Below are 18,451 nucleotides of genomic sequence, written 5' to 3'. Positions count from 1 at the left end.
TTCTTGTTTTTGCTATACTTATTTATCGACATATTGTATACTAAAGATAATAGTATTATCTCAAATTACGAATGGAGGAATAGAACTTGTCAACGGTAATTACCATTACAAATCAAAAGGGCGGCGTAGGTAAAACAACCACTTCCTGCTCTCTTGCCTGCGGTTTGGCTATGAAGAAAAAAAGAGTCTTGGCAGTTGATTTAGATCCACAGGGCAACTTGGGCTTTAGCCTTGGACTTGAGATCGAATCCTGCGCTACCATATATGAAGTTTTTAAAGGAACTGCAACTTTGCAGGAAGCCATTCGGCCAGCAAAGTATTGTGATGTTATATCATCCAACATACTCCTTAGCGGGGCGGAGCTGGAATTTACCGGGAAGCAGAGGGAAAGCATGTTGAAAAATATTCTCTCTACCGTAGCAGGCTACTATGATTATATTATTATTGATACACCTCCTGCTCTTAATATTCTTACGGTCAATGCATATGCTGCGGCTGATTATCTGGTAATTCCTATGGTGCCAGAAATCCTAAGCCTGCTTGGAGTATCCCAGATAAAAGATACCATTAACACAGTCCGTACCTCTGTGAATCCGGATCTTTATGTTCTAGGTATTCTTCTTAATAAATATAACCCGAGAACACTCCTTTCCAGGGAAGTTAAGGAAATGGCTGAGAATATCGCTGCCCAGATTGGTACCGTTGTGTTTGACACTCATATCCGCTCCAGCGTCAGCGTAGCGGAAGCTCCTGCTCAGGGAGAAAGCCTTTTGGACTATGCTCCCCGTTCCAATCCAGCTTTGGATTACAAAGCTTTGGTCGAGGAAGTTCTAGAACGGATCAGGCTGCGTAAAAATTAGTATATATGAGAGGGGTATGAGACAATGGCCAGAAAAAGCAGCAAGACAGCTCATGTAATGAATCTTTTGGCGGGTGATGAACCTGAATCCTCCAAATCAGAAGCAGCAAAGGAAAACCAGGCAGCCAGTCTGAATACAGATTCTTCTGAAACGATAAAAGAGCTGACAGTATTGGCTCACAAGGCTTCCATTCAAACACAGGAGGGACCATTATCGCCCTCCCCTATATCAATCATAGATATGTCTTCTTCCTCACCTGATCCGGTTTCTGAGATGATCAGACAGCAGTTAGAAGAAGAGGAAGGAATCAACACTGATTCTTCACAAGAAACGGCTATTGAAAACAATGTAACTGAGGCAGTAAATACTCAAATAGAAAAAACTGTGGGCGAAAAAGCCGAATCCGAAAAAACGGAAGCTGGTAAAACTGATGTAGAAAAAGCTGAAATTGAAGAAATAGACGCTGAAGAAACAATTGCTGAAAAAGTAGTAACTGAAGAAATTGGAGATAGAGAAACAACTGCTGAGAAAACGATAGCTGAAGGAATTGGATCTGAGGAAACAATTAACGAGAAAGCATTAACTGACGGAATTGAATCTACAGGAATTGGGTCAGAAGAACTAAAAACTGAGGCCCCTATTGACGATCGTAAGAATCTTGAAAAAATAGTTCCAGAACAAGAGTTATCAGAAAATCCCATGACTGAAACCAGGAACGACCAGACAAATACTGTAGCTGATGATAATAATGCAAGCAATGCCAACTCCACTGGCGGTACGGAAACCTTTGGTAATTCTGAAAGCGGATCTGATTTAAAACAAAATATAAGCGATGATAATGAGGACGCTCCAATGATCCTTACTGCTTCTGAAGTAAAAATCATTGAAACAGACTTTGAAGAGCCAAAGAAGAATCCATCACCAGAGACTGAGGCTATGGAAAGCAAGGAAAGCGCATCAGCCTCTGAGCCTGAAATGCCAACATTTAAATATTTGAATGTTATGGAGCATGTGGTTCAAAGTAAGGTGCATGAATATGCAGCAAAGTTTGGTATCTGTTGCTGTGGACATTGCATTGCAGATATAACAGCACTGACTTTGACCAACCTTCCGCCAAAGTATGTTGTGGTGAAACCACCTACTGCGTCACCTCTTTTGAATTTTTACATGAATCGTTATTCCCAACAGGTAATTGTAGAAATAACAAAAGCCTGCTTCACGGTAAAACAAAACCCACACCATTAGGCGTGGGTTTTTCTTTCTTCTGTTAAGTCTGCTTCCTGTTCTGCACTGATGGTAAGACTGTTCCATATGCCGTTTACAGCTTCGACACAATCCATATAGGTCTGGGCTAAAAATCCGGAAGGAAGCCCTAATTCATCAGACATTGCTTTTACATTCTTCCACTCTGCATTTTCATAGCTGAGTATGAGCTTATAGAGCGTTCCACAAATTCCTTCTTTATTAATTAATGCGGCTTTGATTTCCTCGGCAACTGGTATCTCAGCCAGAATCTCATCTAAAGGTGCGTTAATTAAATACTGGAGGGTCGAAAACATACCCATCATATAAGCTTCAGACCTTATAATTGGAAAGTCCTTCACATGATCAGAGAGAGCCATTGCAAAATTGGCTCTTAAAAATGAAAGCTTCATGACCGCTTCTAAAGCCTCATCATGATGAGAATCGTTATTAAAGCTTAAAAGATATACCCACTGTTTTAACTGGCTGATTCCCATGGTTACCAGCGCCTGACGAATGGAAGATACTCTCCGGCGCAAAGCAAAGTATGCGGAATTTACAATTTTTAGCAGGGCATAGCTGAGGGCAGCGTCACGGCTGATAATCTCTTCAATCTGTTCAATATCAGGCTCGTCCTTTGATACCTCTACAACCAGCTGAAAGAAGTTCCCCTGAAGAAATTCCATGCGGTTTACCTTTTTGGCCAGGGCCTCGGCAACGTAGCTACCTTCTACAAAGTCTGCATTAATCTCCAGAGCCAGATCATAATCCTCTTTATTCTTGACGCCGGTTGCTATACATTTTTTGTCCAGTCCCCTCATGGTATTAACGAGATTAATAAGAGAGATTTTCTCTTTGGAGTCACATTTATTTCCGATATCTATTTTTATGTAAGTTGCAAAATCCAGCATAGAGAAGAAGCTTGGAGAAAACTGAAAATCATTAATAGCGAACTCATAACCTTCTGCTCTATATTTTCGAATAATGGTCGGAGCCAGAGGGTGTATCATCACATGATCCTCAATCTGGATTACCATCTTTTCTTTATCAAAAATCTTTGGCGTATTACGAAACAGCAAAGCCGGAGTAAAAGTTACAAAAGTGAGCTTATCATCTGCAAAGTTATCGGAGTTCTGCATGAGGAAATCCGAAATGGTATCCGCTACCGCCACGTCGGAACTGCTGTAAATGGAATTATAGTCCTTCTGAAACAACACTTCATATCCGACGATCCTGTCCTCCTTCAAAGCCTTAATGGGCTGACGAGTGACATATTTATCCATCTTATCCCCTCCTTTGAATCAGATGATCGATTACCTCAACCAAGTGTGCAATCTCAGGCTTACTAAGCTGCTCATCTGCTCCTAATTGTTTTCCTTTTATCATTAATTCCTGATTGATCATGGAGGAGAAAATAACCAATGGTATCTCTTTCAGCTTAGGATCGGACTTAACCAGCTTGGTCAAACGGTGTCCATCCATTACAGGCATCTCGATATCAGTAATAATTAGATTTACCTTATCTTTTAAATCAGAATCATCCTTGATCTTCTCCAGATAATCCCATGCTTCCTGTCCATTATTCTTGAACATTAAGTTTTCATAACCGGCTTTCTTAAGAGCAGTCTCAATCATTTTTGTAAGAAGAATGGAATCCTCTGCAATTAAGATAGGATAATTCACTTCTGTTCTTTTTCCAAGTTTATTAATCTCGTCCAGCTGAATTCCTGTTTCTGGTGCAATCTCTGCAACAATTTTTTCAAAGTCCAGTATGGTAACCAGATTATCTCCGCATTGAGCGATTCCAGTGGCTACGCCTTCTTCTCCGCGGCTGATGGTGTCGTCAGGCTTCTGAATGCTCTCCCAGGAAATACGGCTGATACCAACCACACTATGGACACGAAATGCAATATGTAATTTATTGAAGTTGGTAACTATAAATAAATCCTTGGGCTGCTTCTCAGAAACACTTCCTGTCAGATAGTGAGGAAGATCAATGACTGTAAGTAAGAGATCCCTGGGTTTAAAAATACCTTCTACGGAAGGATGGGAATGCGGAATAGGCTTTACCTTCTCTGACATCATAATTTCACGTACTTTAGCAACATTAATACCATACAACTCACCATATATGGTAAATTCCATTATCTCAATTTCATTGGTCCCTGATTCTAACAAAATCTCTGTTTCTGCCATACTCTTTCTCCTTTATCCCAATATAATCCAGCAAAAACAACTGCTTACCTACTTATCGACATTTTTCTGCTGGTTCATAATGCTTACAAAACAATTTCCGCTCTCCCATAGGTACGAATCTTTACCGCCCCGGTGCTGATATCAACTGACATGGTGCGGGCATAATTTTCGCCTACATCCTCCGCAGCCAATCTGACACCAGCATTTTTTAATATCTGTTTTACACTGACTATATTTCTTGCACCAATATTACCAAGAGTGCTGTTTCCCTGCAGCTCGAACATCTTGGCTCCGCCAGCTATCTTTGCTACCAAACGAGGTTTTCTGGCCCCCAGAACCTCTATCTTTCGAAAGGTCTCATTAAGACCGGTATCTGCATATTTAAATATATTGCCATCACCAGTGCCGTACACTTCCGGGAGCATAATATGTACGAGAGCTCCCAGCTTAATCATGGGATCATATAAGCTGATGCCGATACAAGAACCAAGTGCATATGTAATAAGAGTCCCTTCCTGTCTGGCAAACTTCATATCTGCGATCCCTACTGTAATTTGCTTATCCATTCGTAATCCCCAGTTTCTCCATTAAAAAGTTCAGTGATTCAATATCCGGCATCATGAGGAGGTCACTGTGAAGTACTTTTCCGCCAATCACAAACTGGCCGCTGATCATCATCATTTTATCTGTCTGATAACCGAATTCTACCATCGGTACACTTAAAATTCCACCTAACATGTTAACAGCTATGTCAGGAACGGATAAGTTTATGGTTACCTCACTTAAGGTTGACATGGCACTAACATAAGATGAAATTATGATATTTCCAATTTCTTCAAGAGCAGAGGTTTCAAGTACATTCAGCTGGTAGTAATCCTCGATTTCCTTCTGCAGAACGCTGCTAAGCACTTCATTAATAAAATCAAGCTTCAGAATAAACAGCATCAGTCCGTTGATTTCACCTGTCATCTTTACAAGAATAGCCGCGACAATTTCTTCCGGATCACCAAGGAATTGAATGGCTTCGTTATAACCAAGGATCTGGACATCCGGCAGTGTCATTCTCACGGATTTTCCAAGCATGGATGATAACGCTGTTGCAGAGTTTCCTGTTCCAATGCTGCCTATTTCACGAATCAAATCAAGGCCCAATCCATTCATTTCATCATAACGTCTAATTTTCATTTCATCGCCCTCTTTCCTTAACGCTTACGATATTTATCGCAGCGAATTGATTGTGGTTTCTACTTCGTCTGAAGTCTGTACCATCTTTAGTGCATAGGAATAGGCTCTTTGCGCCTCCATCATTCTTGTCATTTCAAGGGCAAAATCCGTGCCTGAACTCTCCAGAGCCCCTTTTACTACTTTTGCTTTCTCAAGAAGTATGGGATCACCGTTTTTAGCAGAAGCTACAAAAGCATTTCCGCCTACATCCTGAAGACCGTCCATTCTTGAAAATGTATAGACACCAATTGCCTTGGGATCGTGCTCTCCCTCGTTTAGCTCTTCTTTCTCTTCATCCTCTGCGTCTTCTTGGTTTTCAGGATAGGAAGCTGGTTTCACATCGTAGGATACTTCTTCCTGATCCATGTTCATGACCCTCTTTCCTTCTGTGTTTACAAGATAGAACTTATCTTCTGTCTTTGCAAGCTGAAACCGGCCATCTCTTGAGTAAGTGACTTCTCCGGTCACCGGATCCTTTAACATGAAAAATCCTTCTCCTGGAATAGCATAATCGTTATCAAGACCTGTTTCAGTATATGGCATGGTACTCATATTTGACTTTACAGTCTCTATTCTGGTACCGCTTCCTGACATGGCACCATTTTCACCTTTGGCATTTCTCACTTTTTCATATACTAAATCAGAAAATACACCGTTTTGAGGTTTAAAACCAACGGTGTTGACATTTGCAATATTATTGGACACAATATTCAGTTTTGTCTGCTGATTCATTGCCCCCAATGCTCCTATGTAAAAAGATTGATTCATCGGATATTCCTCCCTTAGATTCTGCCTATATCACTTACGATTTTTCCCATAAGCTGGTCATACATTTTAAGTACCTGGGCTGCACTTTGAGATGCCCTCTGACTGGTCATCATCGCTGTCATCTGATCAATGGGATCAATGTTAGACCGTTCCAGGGATTTCCACTGAATTCCGCCATTCACTGCTGTACCGTCTTCTGTTGCTTTAAAGGTTCCATTGTTTCCTTTTACCAACTGGGTATAGTCATTAAAGTTAAAGACGCCTATTTTTCCAAGAAGTACTGGCTCTGTTTCTTCGGATGATGTTCCTTCTTCCTCACCGCCTAACCCCTTTACCGGTACCTCATAAATATTTCCTGATTGATCTACGGAAATACGGTCTGAGGTCATCTCAATGGGATTTCCATCTTCACCAAGTACTCTTCCGATAGAGGGTAAGCTTAAATAACCTTCCTGGTCTGTGGTAAAAGAACCATTTCTCGTATAGAGCCGGTTACCGTCTTTATCCTGAACGGCAAAGAAACCAGGCTGTGTCAATGCAAAATCCAGGTTATTGCCTGTTTCTTCTACATTGCCCTGATTATAGCTGGTTTTGGTTTCTCCTACAGAACGTATCATGGAGACAGAACCAATCTGGGTGGGATTGCTTTTGTTACGATTTCCATTGCGGTAGAGCAATTCGTCCTTAAATGTGGTACTGACCATCTGATCTGACTTATATCCTGGGGTGCTCACGTTTACCATGTTATTACTGATTGTATTCAAGTTCCGGTTCTGATATAGCATTCCAGACGCCAGATTATAAAACCCATGAAACATATTTTTATCCCCTTCCTTATTTCCCATTTATAAAATTGGTCAAATAAAGCCTTAGCTTTTGTATGGCATTCGAATGAATCTGGGAGATTCTGGGCTCACTGACACTCATAACCTGAGCAATCTCCTTCATATTTAATTCGTCCATATAATACAAAGAAATAACCTTTTGTTCATTTTCTTTTAAATTATTTATGGCAGAAACAAGAACCTGCTTGAATTCTTCCTGGAGATAATGGTCCTCCGGCTGGTCATTTTCATTGATGGCGGGAAGCTGAAGCACCTTTTTATTCTCACTTCCGGCCTCTAAAACCATATCTAAGGAGAGCACGCTGTAAATATTGGTTTTGCCTACGGCCTCCTGATACTTTTCCAGACTGATATTCATATGGTCTGCGGTTTCCTTGGGTGTTGGAAAACGGCCAAGACGGTTGCACAATTCCATGGCAGCATTATCAAGATCCTTGGCATTCTTCCTCACACTTCTTGGAATCCAGTCCTGTTTTCTTGCCATGTCAATAATCATACCGCGTATCCGCTTGGAAATATACGTTTCAAACTTTACATTCATCTCAGGATCAAATTTCTCAATCCCGCTCATGATTGTAAGCACACCTTCATTTACAATGTCTTCCACCTGAGCAAAGCTTAAATATACATCACGCATTTGAATGGATATGCTCTTGACCATATACATATAACGCATTACCAGCTCATGCTTGATTTTAATATCCTTACTCCGCTTATATTTAATTAGTAACTCTTCATTGGTGCTTTGGCTAAAATCCTGTTCCATTCCGACTAACACTGCCTTTCTGACATAAAATCCTGTCAAACGGTAATATTTCCGACTGCCTGAATCTGAATATTATTTGCAATCTCATTAAACGAAAGGACATATACATTGGGATAGAACTGTTCAATCAAACGATAAAAATACAGTCTGACCACCTGGCTTGTTAAAACGACCGGCTTCTGATTTAAATCACTGAATTTCTTGATGTGTTCACCCATCTGTCCGATTACCGACTGCATTACATCAGGGCTGAGGGCAAGATACACTCCTTGTTCGCCCTTTGCCATACTGCTGATGATATTTTTCTCCAAATCCGCGTCCAGGGTTAGAACCTTCATCTGCCCTCCGTCACAGAACATTCTTGTAATCGTTCTCTTTAAGGCGATTCTAATATTTTCAGTTATAACATCGATATCCCTGGTGACAGGGATGGAATCTACAATTGTCGCAAGAATTGTCTCCATATCCTTAATGGGCACGCCCTCTTTTAAAAGGTTATTAAGGATCTTTTGAAGATTTCCATATGTAAACTGGCTGGGGATCAGTTCATCAACCAGCTCTGCTGAATGCTTCTTCACATTATCTAGCAGCTGCATGACCTCCTGGCGTCCAAGCAGTTCATATGCATGCTGCTTGATGGTCTCTGAAAGATGAGTAAGCATAACAGACAGCGGATCAATAACCGTATACCCGTAAATCTCAGCCATCTCCTTATTCTCAGGGCGAATCCATTTACTTGGAATTCCATAGGCAGGTTCCACGGTTTCAATTCCATCTACTTCTCCAGATAGCATTGGAGGTTCCAGGGCCAGATAATAATCTACCAGAATTTCGCCCTTAGACACTTCTTCTCCTCTGATCTTAATCACATACTGATTGGTGTTTAAGCTGGAACTGTCTCTCAATCTAACAGATGGTATTACAAATCCCATATCCTGGGCGTACTGTCTGCGGAATATAACGATACGGTTAATCATCTTTCCGCCGCTGCTCTCATCAATCAGCGGGATTAAACTGTAACCAAATTCCATCTCTATTGGTTCAACATTAATTAAAGAATAAACATTATTGACATCACGGTAATAGGATTCCTCATCAGAGGGCTGCTGAGCTGCTTCCTCGACTGCCTGAGTGGCTTCTAGCATCTGGTCCCTGACAGCTGACTGTTTTACTTTCCTCTCAAGGTGAAAACCGGAAGCAACAAGCATAACTGCCATAAGAGCCAGCTGTACCTTAGGCATTCCAGGCACGAGCATAAGTATTACCATAACAAATCCGGTAAGCATAATTGCTTTTGGCTGTGCGGTGAACTGGGAGGATACATCTTCATTTAAGCTGCCCTCGGATACCGCTCTGGTTACAATCATACCGGTGGCTGTTGCAATTAATAGGGAGGGAATCTGGCTGACAAGGCCATCACCTACCGTAGCAATGCTGTATACCGTCATTACCTCGGAAAATGGCATAGTAGCCTGAACCATACCAATTACCGCGCCACCGATAAAGTTTACCGCTGCGATAATAAGAGACATGATAGCGTCTCCCTTTACGAACTTGGTGGCACCATCCATGGCTCCGTAGAAATCGGCTTCCTTCTGGATTTTATATCGTCTGAGCTTTGCCTCCTGCTCATCGATTAAACCAGAACTTAAATCTGCATCTATGGCCATCTGTTTACCAGGCATGGCATCCAGAGTAAATCTGGCTGCTACTTCTGATACACGTTCCGTACCTTTGGTAATAACAAGAAAGTTCATCAAAACAATGATAATGAATATGATAAAACCAACAACAATATTTCCCTGTAAAACGAAGTCACCAAATGCTTTGATTACCTGTCCTGAGGACCCGTGGTTCGCCAAAATATTTCTGGTGGAAGACACGTTTAATCCCAGACGCAAAAGGGTAGTAATCAAGAGCAGGGAAGGGAATATGGAAAATTCCAATGGCTCTCTAATGTTCATGCTTATCAGCAAGATAATCATGGACAGGGATATATTTATGATAATCATTACATCCATAAAGAACGGAGGCAATGGAATAATCAACAGAAGTACAATCATAATGACAAATACTACTACGGAATTTTTCAGTAAGTTCTTCATTCTTTTACACCATTTCTTTCAAGTATCTCTGCTGCTTTTTTCTATTCGATGATTTTGTTATTCATACGGTATACATAAACCAGAATCTCTGCAACCATACCATAATACTCCGGAGAAATCTCCGCCCCGACCTGAGTACTGGCAAAAATACCTCTGGCCAAAGGTTTATTTTCCAGTACGTATACTCCATGTTCCTCACCAACTGCCACGATCCTGAGAGCCAGCTCATCCTGGCCTTTGGCAACCAGCATTGGAGCATTGTCCTTTTCCAGATCGTAACGCAGGGCCACTGCGTAGTGGGTGGGGTTACGGATAATAACGTCTGCAGTGGGTACCGCCTGCATCATACGGGATCTGGCCCGCTCTCTCTGAATGCTTCGGATCTTTCCCTTGATCTCGGGATTACCCTCTGTCTGTTTAAATTCTTCTTTTAAATCCTGCTTTGACATCTTAATCTGGCGTTCATAATCCCACCATTGATAAAAATAGTCAAAGGCCGCTACCGCTATAAATACAATGCAGACCTTATATACCATACTCATGACAGAATCAAGTACAAAAACTGCGGAATCCCGGATATCCATATCAATGGTTCTGGCAACGCCCCTTAAATCTCCCATAATGATCTGATATAAAATTACAATCAAAAGTGTGATTTTTATTAAATTCTTTGTTAGCTCCACCAGGCTTTTCAAAGAGAACATATTCTTTATCCCTTTTAAGGGGCTCAGCCTGCTAAACTGAGGTACCATATTCTTCTTTGTAAATATAAATTTAGTCTGCAATGCTGTTCCGAGGATTGCCAGCACCATGGAAACAACCACGATGGGGACTGCCCCCTTTAAAACTGCTGTAGCCATGTCTAAGTATGCCCGCTTCGTATGGTCAGAAAGTGTTTCAGCCATTGGAGCCAGGCTGATATATTTTATCATAAAGTCCCGCATGGTTCGGTAAATGAGAGGAAACAGCATCTTTAACATTACAAATGTTCCAAGAAGAGAACATATCATTACCACATCTTTACTGACTGCAACATGGCCTTTCTTTCGTTCGTCCCGCCGCTTTTTCGGCGTGGCCTTCTCGGTCTTTGAACTATCTGCCATTTTCGTTCCTCACATCCTTTGCACTTATAATAGCTTGATAATATGCTGCACCGTTAAAAGCATCTGGCTTATAATGTCACCCAAATAATCTGACATGGGTGAAAATAAGAAAATAAGCATTAATAAGCCAACAATGAGCTTTGCCTGTATATTAACAACAAATATGTTGATCTGCGGTATGATCTTCATCAGAATACCAACAGCAATTTCCACCAGAAACTCAATAGCCACGATTGGAAATGAAAATTTAACAGCCATGATCATGCATTGGATAAACACCTCAATCATTGCCCATGCTACCTGAGGGCCTATAACCACCTGACCATAAGGAACAAATTCAGCCGATGTGATCAAAAGCTTAAAAAGTGCCAGGTGACCGTCAACTGCGAAAAACAACAGCATGAAATACGTATGGTAAAGGCTGCCGCTTAAAGCGATCTGAGCATTGCTTTGCGGATCAAAGATCGTAGCCATGGAAAGTCCCATCTGGTAATCAATTACGGAGCCTGCAAAGGTAATGACTAAGAAAAAGAGATCAATTACAAATCCGATCGCATACCCCATAGCAAACTCTTTCATGAGAAGCACGGAATATTCAATGGAATTGACTGGCTCCGGTACTTGTGCGGAAGAAAAGGAGTAAATAAGAAGCGTGAACACCATGACCATTCCGGCTTTTACCTGTACCGGGATGTTCTTTCTTCCCAGAATAGGGTTCAGCAGAATGAATCCTGACATTCTCATAAAAATCAGGGAAAACAGCATAATCTGTCCTATTTCCGGCATTGAATTCTTCCTTTCTGTCGCTTTTCCCTACCCCAGCATGGTATTAAAAATACGTATTGTAAAATCACAAAGCATGTCCATCATATTGCTTCCCATGATCAGCAGCATCAGTCCAATTACCAACAGCTTTGGCACAAATGTGATGGTCTGTTCGTGAATCTGGGTTGCTGCCTGCAAAATGGATATTACGATACCAATGATCATACTTACAATTAAAACGGGACCTGCAAGCTTTACCGCTGCCCCAAACATTTCATACATCAGACTGCTAAGTGCAACTTCTGTCATTTTAATTCCTCCCGTCAGTAATGAAAGCTTTTAACCAGATTCGTAAACAATAGCTCCCAGCCATTGATCGTCACAAATAAAAGGAGCTTAAAAGGAAGTGAGATCATTGCTGGCGGAAGCATTACCATACCCATGGACATTAGCGTACTGGATACAATGATATCCACAAGCATAAATGGCAGGAAAATCATAAATCCTGCGGTAAATGCTCTCTTTAGCTCAGAGGTCATAAAGGAAGGAATGACTACGGTCATTGGAAGGTCTTCTAAGTTTTCAGGCTTTTCTATTTTGGATAAATCAGTAAAAACATTTAACGTGGAGGTCTCTGTCTGCTTTAGCATAAAACGTTTCATGGGAACCTCTGCTCGTTTTATGGCTTCTTCCTGTTTTATCTCTTCTTTCAGATAGGGCTGATAAGCATTTGTGTTGATATCCTTTATCACCGGATCCATGATAAACAGGGTTAAAAACAATGCAATTCCCACCAAAACCATATTTGGCGGCGTTTGCTGGATTCCCAGAGCATTTCTTGTAAAAGACAAGATAATGACTATCCTTGTAAAGGATGTCATCATCACTAAGATAGAAGGCATCAACGAAATGATGGTCAGAATGAGAAACAACTCAAGCGTTGGCATTCGGCCCCCATTGATATTAATCAAGGCATCTGTATTCATTCTGTTCCTCCTTACTCATCTTTCTTGTGTCTGTCTGAATACTTCTTAAGTAGTTTTTTAAAATCGAGATAACCCTCAGCGCCGGAAAGCGGTGAGGATTCATACCCTTCTAAATCTATTTCCTCTTCCGGTATTTCAGCCAGAAGTGTAATCTGAGAAGCTGCAATACCAATAAGATAGTAATGACTGCTAAGTTGAACAATAGCAACCGCCTTATCCTGCCCCAGCGGAAGCCTGTCCAGCATCTGCATATGTGTACCCCCGCGCTTTAACCCGATGCCCTTCCCAAGACTCTTTGTAAATATGTAGCTTAAGTACAAAATTAAAATCGTGAGAATTAATACCGATGCCAGACTAATTATACTGTTCAACGACTGCCACTTCCTCTCTACTGGATATTCCCTTTTACAATTTCTGTAATTCGAATACCGAAATTATCATCTACTACTACGACATCGCCTTTTGCTATACAGCGGCCGTTTACATATAAATCCACCTGATCTCCAGCCAGTTTATCAAGAACCACAAGGGAGCCTTTCGTAAATTCAAGAATGTCCTTTACCAGTTTTCTGGTTCTTCCGATTTCTACGGAAACCTCCAGGGGCACTCCCATAATTAACTCTCTGTTTTCTTCCTGTTCTTCGTAATTACCAACGCTATCATTTAAATTCTTCTGAGGAATTGGTTTCACATTGATTGTTTTAGGATCATGCGTTTCCTTCGCTGCATTCTGCTGTCCACCCTGAAGCTGTGAAATCATTTGCTGCATTTGGTTCATCATCTGCTGCTGCATCTGTAACTGATTCATCAGATTCTGCATGTTTGTTTGATCTGCTCCTGCCATCTGCCCTCCTGCTGTAGGTACTGCTGTAGGTACTGCTGTTAAAGGCTGTTCCACTTTAGCAGGCTCAGTATTCTGATTACCAGCCAGAAGCTTTTCAATTTCAGCCTGTGATAACGCTCCGCCTGACGATTCAGAAACCGGCTGCGGTTTTTCCACGGGCTGTGGCTCTACTTCTGGTTCCTTCGCTGTACCGCCTGATAAAAGCTTTTCAATCTCCTCCTGAGAAAGAATGCCCCCTCCCGAACCTGCCGCCGGCTTTTCCGGTTCACGCACTGGTTCAGGCTTACTCACTGGTTCAGGCTCTGATACCTGATCGTCCTCAGTGAAAAATCCACCTACCAATTCCTTTGCCAGGCTTGGAGGCATAACATTTATAAATTCACTTTCCATCTGATCGGCTATCTTTAATGTAAAGCCGACGACCACCATGACCTCATCTTTGTCGTAATACTTTTCCTTAAAATCATCAAGGTCCCCAATTTCAAAAGAACTGGGCGTGGAAATATTAACTGCTTTTGATAAGAACTCGGAGAGTGCTGTTGCTGATGCTCCCATCATCTGGTTCATGACTTCGCAGATGGCGCTGATGTTCAGCTCATTTAACTCAAACTCTTCTTCCGGAGTTTCCATTCCCATCATCATATCTACGATAATCTTTACATCATGCTTTTTTAAAAGCATAATATTGCTTCCGCTTAATCCAGCAGTATATGTAATTTCTACGCCTACTGCAGGCTCCAGATTTGATATTTCAAATTCTTCCCTTGTTAATACTCTGACCACTGGTGTAGTTATGTCAACTCTGGCATTGAGCATGGTAGATACTGCAGTGGCTGAGGCACCCAGGCTTATATTTAGTATTTCACCTATGGCATCAATCTCAAATGCGCTAAAATTCTTCGAATCCATATAACTTTTCTCCCTTTATACTCATTTAGCCCTCTATGCCATATTTTGCCTTATTTCCCGATATCCAACGCCTTAGAAGCCATCATCTTTATGGCATTAAATGCAGTAATATTCGCTTCATAGGACCTGGTTGCAGACATACTGTCCACGGTTTCCTTGATCAGATCCACATTCGGCATCTGCACGTAGCCGTTTTCATCCGCATCGGGATGCTCCGGGTTATAAACAGACTTTAGAGGACTAGTGTCTTCCACAAGCTGTGAGACCCTGACACCCCCTGTACTCTGCTGCCAGCTTTTACCTGCTGCATTCATAAGTACTTTCTTAAAACTGTTTTCGTTTCTGGCTTCAAGTACTACCATTTTTCTTCGATAAGGACCCCCAGCTTCTGTTCTGGTCGTATCAATATTAGCTATGTTTTGAGATGCGACATCCAAACGAAGACGTTGTGCAGTCATTGCTGACGCACTTATGTTCATAGAACTCAAAAATGACATATGTACCCTCCTCAAATATCAGCTTTAGCCGATAATGCCAGTTACTGTCTTAAGAATACGGTCCGGCTTAAATGGCTTTACAATGAAATCCTTTGCTCCGGATTTGATTGCTTCAATAACCATACTTTCCTGTCCCATAGCAGAACACATAACAACAGCTGCATCTGGTGATTTTGCCTTAATAGCCTTTAACGCTTCAAGTCCATCCATATTTGGCATGGTAATATCCATGATAACAAGATCTGGATTGATCTCTGAAAACATCTGTACTGCCTGAACTCCATCAGAAGCCTCATATAAATCCGTATATCCGTTCTTAGATAACGTGTCCTTAATCATCATTCTCATAAAAGCTGCATCATCTACTAATAATATTTTTGCCATTTTTAACATCTCCTTTATTATCCTATGTTACTTTATATAATCCCTGACTCAGTTTTCACTGGCCTGGTAATTTCCCGTTTCAATCAGATCATCAATCTGCACAGCTACATTCCGCTTATGAACTCCCAACTGGCCTTTAAACCACGGCTGGCTTTCTATATAAAGCTGAATATCCGAATCCTTTGGAGTATTCAGATTGATGACATCGCCCACATGAAGATTATAAATATCATCAAGAGTGATAACAGCATCTCCCACTTTTGCCTGAACCAAAAGATCAGAACTCTTAATGCTGTTAAGGATTTCCTGTCTGTTATCCTGACTCTTAAGCTCATCTCCCAGTGCATTGTGTTTCTTCTTATCCATAATCTCGAATATGTTCATAAGCAATGATCCTGGAATGCAGACATTCAATCTGCCGGTACATTCTTTTAATTCCACATCGATCACCACAATGACAATGGTTTCATCAACGCCAATTTCCTGAAACATGCCTGGATTTTCTTCTAGTCTGTCCATCACGAAATTAAGGTTGATATAACTGGACCATGAATCCTTCAGTGCTCCAATTAAGTATTGAATTACCTTGCGGTAAAGAGCCATCTCAATTTCTGTATATGTATAATATTCATCGATATCAGCTTCTTCCCCTACACCTCCAAGCATACGGTCAATAAGACTTAACATCAGGCTCATGCTGGCATTGATTAAAAGAGGCGGACTCTGGGAAATATTTGGCACCGTTACATTAACGATGGTAAGTACATCATTATCACCGAGAGCATTGGCAAATTCATAATACCGCTGCTCTTCAACCGTTACGACTGACAATTCACTTGATGTGCGGAATAAACCGTTAATCTGAGAGCCAGCCATTCTGGAATAATTATCAAATATGCTCTTTAATATTTTCAGTTTATCTTTGGTAAACTTTTTAGGACTATAAAAGTCATACTTCCTGTATTTTGTATCATTTGCTTTTTTATCAATCTCATCGATCGGCTCATCTGCTCCCTGAAGGGAATTGAGCAGTGCATCAATTTGACTTTGGGATAATACTTCAGCCATCTGTTTCACTCCCGCTTTTTATTTGTTGTCCGTTTCTTGCTGATTCTGATGATATACCTGGCGGTAATATTCCTCCAGGGATCTCTCCACTTTGTTGCTTTGAGTAATCAGGATCTCCACACGGCGGTTTCTCTCTCCCCCATCTTCTGTGTCAAGTGGTGCGATAGGACGAAACTGACCAAAACTCATACTCACCAGTTTTTCCGGAGAAACAGCATTCCTGCTCTGTAGATAAATGACCAATTCTGCGGAACGCTGGGCAGAAAGCATCCTGTCACTTCGGATATTGTTAGGCCGCTCCGGATTGAACTGAGAAGTGTGTCCCAACACCTTAACTTCTTTAATCGTTCCGTTTGCCCTTGATAGCACTCCAGCAAACTGATCAAGCAGTTCTTTCCCCTCCTGGCGAAGAACCGAGCCGTCACCATCAAAAAATACTCTATCACGAAATGCTATAAATGTGAAGTCATCTCCTGGGGTAATCTCTATAGAATCCTGCAGATTCCGTTCTTCAATCACCTGCTTTAACACGATGGAAAGCTGGTCAAAATCTGCGATTGTACCAGCCTCTGAAGCTGTATCAGAAGCGGGCTCACCCTGCGCTCCTGCCGAAGGAGTTTCCTGTCCCTCTCCTACGGCTGCGTCCGGGTTTACATTCCCCACAAGTATCTTCCACTTACTTTGGTCAATGTAAGAAACAGAATATAAAAGGATAAAAAAACATAAAAGCAGAGTAACAATACCGCCATATGTATCCAGCCATCCCCCAGGCTCTTCCTGTTTCCTGTCCTTCTTTATCATATAACCACCTGTTTTTTTAATCTTGTAGCTGGAACCGGTCTATGAAACAGCACCTGTGTCGTCTGTCCCGATACTACCATGTTTCATATATTTTTTCTGCTGGTCCTGGGACAAATAAGAGAAAAGCTTCTCCACCAAAAATTTGGGATTATCTCCGGCTTGTATTGATAAAACACCTTCTATAATGATCTGCTTATAAAGAACCTCTTCCTCATTGCGGATACGAAGCTTTTTTGCCATTGGTGCAAAAAGCATATGGGCCAGGATACAACCATAAAATGTGGACAGCAATGCTGTGGACATATCTGCCCCAATGCCTCCTGCACCTTGCTCTACATTAAGTCCCTTCAGCATGTTTACGAGACCTACCAGTGTTCCTACAAGACCAAATGCCGGTGCCAGTGAGGTACACCTCTCAAAGATACTGATCTGCTGTTCATGGCGGTCAATCAATGCGTTTACTTCACCTTCCAGGATTTCCCTGATTCGCTCCGCATCCACTGCATCTACAATGAGCATGACACTTTGCTTTAAAAAAGGATCACGTATAGACCCTGCCTGTTCTTCTAAAATAAGAAGTCCTCTTTTTCTGGCAGTCTGTGCCATGTCTGCAAACTTGTAAATAACTTCGCCAGCATTGTATTTCTGAGCTCCAAACATGATTCCAATGTGTTTGGGAATCTGGGCAAGCATTCGAAATGGATAACTGGCGATAAGTGCTGCCGCTGTTCCTCCGATAACGATGATCACACTGGGGATATGTATAAAATTTGCCACTTTATCTGTCCCTATTCCTAAGACAATTAAGACAGCTCCCAGTATCCACCCCACTATCAAAGATACATCCATGAATAACCTCCCATTTTCATTTAATCCAGGATCAGTCCTTCAGCCTCTGTGCGCTGGCCAAGATTCTAGCATTGAAATCCACTGTTCTTGAAATAATTTCCTCCACACTCTCCTGTACAACATAGTGCTTTCCGTTCACCAATATGACATTGGATTCCGGTATGGATTCAATCCGCTCAATCTGCACGCAGTTAATCACAAACTCTTCCCCATTTAGTCTAGTCAAACGTATCACAGCG

The 18,451-nt window shown here is 41.5% G+C and carries 22 protein-coding genes; 2 read left to right on the top strand and 20 right to left on the bottom strand.

Annotated elements, in window-relative coordinates; all coding sequences use genetic code 11:
- The first annotated feature begins 86 nt into the window (after nucleotides 1-86).
- Together OW255_RS04210 and OW255_RS04205 are read left to right on the top strand one after the other, a co-directional pair.
- A complete protein-coding gene (locus OW255_RS04210; protein WP_268115725.1) occupies nucleotides 87-860 on the top strand; it encodes a ParA family protein in 774 nt (257 codons plus the stop codon).
- Between the two features lie 24 nt (nucleotides 861-884).
- Nucleotides 885-2,105, top strand: coding sequence for a late competence development ComFB family protein (locus OW255_RS04205; protein WP_268115724.1), 1,221 nt, complete (start codon nucleotides 885-887; stop codon nucleotides 2,103-2,105).
- On the opposite strand, the gene OW255_RS04200 is transcribed toward OW255_RS04205, so the two are convergent.
- From OW255_RS04200 to OW255_RS04105, 20 genes are all read right to left on the bottom strand, one after another.
- Complete coding sequence (locus tag OW255_RS04200) at nucleotides 2,102-3,385, bottom strand: EAL and HDOD domain-containing protein (RefSeq protein WP_268115723.1); 1,284 nt, start codon at nucleotides 3,383-3,385, stop codon at nucleotides 2,102-2,104. The genes OW255_RS04205 and OW255_RS04200 overlap by 4 nt on opposite strands.
- Before the next feature lies 1 nt (nucleotide 3,386).
- Nucleotides 3,387-4,298, bottom strand: coding sequence for a chemotaxis protein (locus OW255_RS04195; protein ID WP_024837149.1), 912 nt, complete (start codon nucleotides 4,296-4,298; stop codon nucleotides 3,387-3,389).
- A gap of 83 nt (nucleotides 4,299-4,381) precedes the next feature.
- Entirely contained in the window at nucleotides 4,382-4,864 is a 483-nt protein-coding gene (locus tag OW255_RS04190) for a chemotaxis protein CheD (RefSeq protein ID WP_024837150.1), read from the bottom strand.
- A complete protein-coding gene (locus OW255_RS04185; protein ID WP_024837151.1) occupies nucleotides 4,857-5,483 on the bottom strand; it encodes a chemotaxis protein CheC in 627 nt (208 codons plus the stop codon). Before OW255_RS04185 ends, OW255_RS04190 begins: the two co-directional genes overlap by 8 nt.
- A gap of 33 nt (nucleotides 5,484-5,516) precedes the next feature.
- Nucleotides 5,517-6,290 (bottom strand): flagellar hook-basal body protein, encoded by a 774-nt coding sequence (locus OW255_RS04180; RefSeq protein ID WP_024837152.1) that lies wholly within the window; start codon nucleotides 6,288-6,290, stop codon nucleotides 5,517-5,519.
- A 14-nt stretch (nucleotides 6,291-6,304) separates the two neighbouring features.
- Nucleotides 6,305-7,108, bottom strand: a complete 804-nt coding sequence (locus tag OW255_RS04175; protein ID WP_024837153.1) for a flagellar hook-basal body protein — start codon at nucleotides 7,106-7,108, stop codon at nucleotides 6,305-6,307.
- 16 nt (nucleotides 7,109-7,124) lie between these two features.
- The gene (locus tag OW255_RS04170) at nucleotides 7,125-7,940 is read right to left on the bottom strand and encodes a sigma-70 family RNA polymerase sigma factor (RefSeq protein WP_331485777.1); all 816 of its coding nucleotides are present in this window, start codon (nucleotides 7,938-7,940) and stop codon (nucleotides 7,125-7,127) included.
- Nucleotides 7,937-10,006, bottom strand: coding sequence for a flagellar biosynthesis protein FlhA (flhA, locus tag OW255_RS04165; RefSeq protein WP_024837155.1), 2,070 nt, complete (start codon nucleotides 10,004-10,006; stop codon nucleotides 7,937-7,939). The genes OW255_RS04170 and flhA overlap by 4 nt, the downstream gene beginning before the upstream one ends.
- A gap of 41 nt (nucleotides 10,007-10,047) precedes the next feature.
- Entirely contained in the window at nucleotides 10,048-11,109 is a 1,062-nt protein-coding gene (gene flhB, locus OW255_RS04160; RefSeq protein ID WP_024837156.1) for a flagellar biosynthesis protein FlhB, read from the bottom strand.
- A gap of 24 nt (nucleotides 11,110-11,133) precedes the next feature.
- The gene (fliR, locus tag OW255_RS04155) at nucleotides 11,134-11,895 is read right to left on the bottom strand and encodes a flagellar biosynthetic protein FliR (protein ID WP_024837157.1); all 762 of its coding nucleotides are present in this window, start codon (nucleotides 11,893-11,895) and stop codon (nucleotides 11,134-11,136) included.
- A 27-nt stretch (nucleotides 11,896-11,922) separates the two neighbouring features.
- The gene (locus tag OW255_RS04150) at nucleotides 11,923-12,183 is read right to left on the bottom strand and encodes a flagellar biosynthetic protein FliQ (RefSeq protein ID WP_024837158.1); all 261 of its coding nucleotides are present in this window, start codon (nucleotides 12,181-12,183) and stop codon (nucleotides 11,923-11,925) included.
- Nucleotides 12,184-12,197: 14 nt separating this feature from the next.
- Nucleotides 12,198-12,860, bottom strand: coding sequence for a flagellar type III secretion system pore protein FliP (gene fliP / locus OW255_RS04145; protein WP_024837159.1), 663 nt, complete (start codon nucleotides 12,858-12,860; stop codon nucleotides 12,198-12,200).
- A gap of 11 nt (nucleotides 12,861-12,871) precedes the next feature.
- Nucleotides 12,872-13,231: a flagellar biosynthetic protein FliO gene (locus OW255_RS04140; RefSeq protein ID WP_268115721.1), complete on the bottom strand. Its 360-nt coding sequence runs from the start codon at nucleotides 13,229-13,231 to the stop codon at nucleotides 12,872-12,874.
- A 17-nt stretch (nucleotides 13,232-13,248) separates the two neighbouring features.
- The gene (gene fliN / locus OW255_RS04135; RefSeq protein WP_268115719.1) at nucleotides 13,249-14,613 is read right to left on the bottom strand and encodes a flagellar motor switch protein FliN; all 1,365 of its coding nucleotides are present in this window, start codon (nucleotides 14,611-14,613) and stop codon (nucleotides 13,249-13,251) included.
- Between the two features lie 50 nt (nucleotides 14,614-14,663).
- The gene (gene flgC, locus OW255_RS04130) at nucleotides 14,664-15,110 is read right to left on the bottom strand and encodes a flagellar basal body rod protein FlgC (RefSeq protein WP_024837162.1); all 447 of its coding nucleotides are present in this window, start codon (nucleotides 15,108-15,110) and stop codon (nucleotides 14,664-14,666) included.
- 24 nt (nucleotides 15,111-15,134) lie between these two features.
- Nucleotides 15,135-15,494, bottom strand: coding sequence for a response regulator (locus OW255_RS04125; protein ID WP_024837163.1), 360 nt, complete (start codon nucleotides 15,492-15,494; stop codon nucleotides 15,135-15,137).
- Nucleotides 15,495-15,542: 48 nt separating this feature from the next.
- The gene (locus OW255_RS04120) at nucleotides 15,543-16,562 is read right to left on the bottom strand and encodes a flagellar motor switch protein FliM (protein WP_024837164.1); all 1,020 of its coding nucleotides are present in this window, start codon (nucleotides 16,560-16,562) and stop codon (nucleotides 15,543-15,545) included.
- 18 nt (nucleotides 16,563-16,580) lie between these two features.
- Nucleotides 16,581-17,363 (bottom strand): OmpA/MotB family protein, encoded by a 783-nt coding sequence (locus OW255_RS04115; protein ID WP_024837165.1) that lies wholly within the window; start codon nucleotides 17,361-17,363, stop codon nucleotides 16,581-16,583.
- 39 nt (nucleotides 17,364-17,402) lie between these two features.
- A complete protein-coding gene (locus tag OW255_RS04110; protein ID WP_268115717.1) occupies nucleotides 17,403-18,212 on the bottom strand; it encodes a motility protein A in 810 nt (269 codons plus the stop codon).
- Nucleotides 18,213-18,243: 31 nt separating this feature from the next.
- A complete protein-coding gene (locus OW255_RS04105) occupies nucleotides 18,244-18,447 on the bottom strand; it encodes a flagellar FlbD family protein (RefSeq protein WP_024837167.1) in 204 nt (67 codons plus the stop codon).
- Nucleotides 18,448-18,451: the final 4 nt, after the last annotated feature.

The organism is Lacrimispora xylanolytica (genome assembly GCF_026723765.1).
GTDB lineage: Bacteria > Bacillota > Clostridia > Lachnospirales > Lachnospiraceae > Lacrimispora > Lacrimispora xylanolytica.
The sequence above is the reverse complement of the archived record's forward strand: the minus strand, read 5'-3'. Positions and strand labels throughout refer to the sequence as shown.

Bases quoted from the DNA above. Each gene is read 5' to 3' on its own strand.
- OW255_RS04180 (WP_024837152.1), bottom strand. From the start codon at position 6,290: ATGAATCAATCTTTTTACATAGGAGCATTGGGGGCAATGAATCAGCAG.
- OW255_RS04200 (WP_268115723.1), bottom strand. From the start codon at position 3,385: ATGGATAAATATGTCACTCGTCAGCCCATTAAGGCTTTGAAGGAGGAC.
- OW255_RS04205 (WP_268115724.1), top strand. From the start codon at position 885: ATGGCCAGAAAAAGCAGCAAGACAGCTCATGTAATGAATCTTTTGGCG.
- flhB (WP_024837156.1), bottom strand. From the start codon at position 11,109: ATGGCAGATAGTTCAAAGACCGAGAAGGCCACGCCGAAAAAGCGGCGG.
- flhA (WP_024837155.1), bottom strand. From the start codon at position 10,006: ATGAAGAACTTACTGAAAAATTCCGTAGTAGTATTTGTCATTATGATT.
- OW255_RS04150 (WP_024837158.1), bottom strand. From the start codon at position 12,183: ATGACAGAAGTTGCACTTAGCAGTCTGATGTATGAAATGTTTGGGGCA.
- OW255_RS04195 (WP_024837149.1), bottom strand. From the start codon at position 4,298: ATGGCAGAAACAGAGATTTTGTTAGAATCAGGGACCAATGAAATTGAG.
- OW255_RS04115 (WP_024837165.1), bottom strand. From the start codon at position 17,363: ATGATAAAGAAGGACAGGAAACAGGAAGAGCCTGGGGGATGGCTGGAT.
- OW255_RS04185 (WP_024837151.1), bottom strand. From the start codon at position 5,483: ATGAAAATTAGACGTTATGATGAAATGAATGGATTGGGCCTTGATTTG.
- flgC (WP_024837162.1), bottom strand. From the start codon at position 15,110: ATGTCATTTTTGAGTTCTATGAACATAAGTGCGTCAGCAATGACTGCA.
- OW255_RS04175 (WP_024837153.1), bottom strand. From the start codon at position 7,108: ATGTTTCATGGGTTTTATAATCTGGCGTCTGGAATGCTATATCAGAAC.
- OW255_RS04125 (WP_024837163.1), bottom strand. From the start codon at position 15,494: ATGGCAAAAATATTATTAGTAGATGATGCAGCTTTTATGAGAATGATG.
- fliN (WP_268115719.1), bottom strand. From the start codon at position 14,613: ATGGATTCGAAGAATTTTAGCGCATTTGAGATTGATGCCATAGGTGAA.
- OW255_RS04120 (WP_024837164.1), bottom strand. From the start codon at position 16,562: ATGGCTGAAGTATTATCCCAAAGTCAAATTGATGCACTGCTCAATTCC.
- fliP (WP_024837159.1), bottom strand. From the start codon at position 12,860: ATGAATACAGATGCCTTGATTAATATCAATGGGGGCCGAATGCCAACG.
- OW255_RS04190 (WP_024837150.1), bottom strand. From the start codon at position 4,864: ATGGATAAGCAAATTACAGTAGGGATCGCAGATATGAAGTTTGCCAGA.
- OW255_RS04110 (WP_268115717.1), bottom strand. From the start codon at position 18,212: ATGGATGTATCTTTGATAGTGGGGTGGATACTGGGAGCTGTCTTAATT.
- fliR (WP_024837157.1), bottom strand. From the start codon at position 11,895: ATGCCGGAAATAGGACAGATTATGCTGTTTTCCCTGATTTTTATGAGA.